This window comes from Myxacorys almedinensis A (genome assembly GCF_010091945.1).
GTDB lineage: Bacteria > Cyanobacteriota > Cyanobacteriia > Leptolyngbyales > Leptolyngbyaceae > Myxacorys > Myxacorys almedinensis.
Genome location: NZ_WVIE01000069.1, coordinates 1 through 768 on the forward strand (window position 1 = coordinate 1; position 768 = coordinate 768).

Annotated in this window: 2 protein-coding genes and 1 pseudogene; all 3 read right to left on the bottom strand. The window is 46.5% G+C overall.

All coding sequences use genetic code 11. The features are described 5' to 3' along the window. A pseudogene (locus GS601_RS23425) lies at positions 1-196 on the bottom strand (hypothetical protein); the annotation flags it as partial. Between the two features lie 15 nt (positions 197-211). Then, the gene (locus GS601_RS23430) at positions 212-460 is read right to left on the bottom strand and encodes a hypothetical protein (protein WP_238393465.1); all 249 of its coding nucleotides are present in this window, start codon (positions 458-460) and stop codon (positions 212-214) included. Beyond that, positions 444-768 (bottom strand): DUF4351 domain-containing protein (locus GS601_RS22675; protein ID WP_162425557.1); only part of this gene is annotated, 325 nt, incomplete at its 5' end. The genes GS601_RS23430 and GS601_RS22675, both read right to left, overlap by 17 nt.

Below are 768 nucleotides of genomic sequence, written 5' to 3' on the forward strand. Positions count from 1 at the left end.
CCAATTTAGTTTGAAACTCTAAATGAAGAATGCGTTCTTGTAATTGCAGAAACGTGACGGAATCAGCCCGAATTGGCTCAATGCTTAACTCCGTTTTGAGGACTTCTGCCGAGATTTGGGGTTCATCTAAGACCCAATTAGCAAAGCGTTCTGGATACTTTTCAGAGAGCAGTTTGCAAAGATTATCGAACGACATGCACTGTAGATAAAATCATTTCGTGATCATACCAAGTAATTTCCACAACGGTTGGAGGACGCGATCTCGAAAGTTCTCTACAGGCGATCGCCGATCATGTAGTGCGATCGCGTTTGGTTGTTGCATGGGTTTAGCGATCTCGTTGGGTTGTCGATCTCTCGATTGTTTGTGCGATCGCGCTTGATTGTTGAATGGGTTTAGCGATCGCGCTCTAATTGTCGATCTCTGAGTATTGTCGATCGCGCTTCTAACTCTGCTCTGCAAGCCAAGCTTCTAAATCCGTAACATCAGCGAAATCGAGTAGGGCTTCTCCCAAGGCTTCGAGTTGTTCGATCGATAAAGAGGAAACGCGATCTCGAAGAGATACCCGCGAGGGGTCGTGCATCGATTCATTCAAGGCTCCCACTTTTTTGGTGAGTTGGCGGAGGATTAGCGATCGCTCTCGTTCCAAGGCTAATTCCCGTTCTTCTTCGCGTCCTTCTTCCCGTCCTTCCTCTAAAATCAGTTGGTATGTGACAGACTCGCGCATAACATCTCTCCGAATCACTTGTGAAAAGACTGCTGCTTCAAAT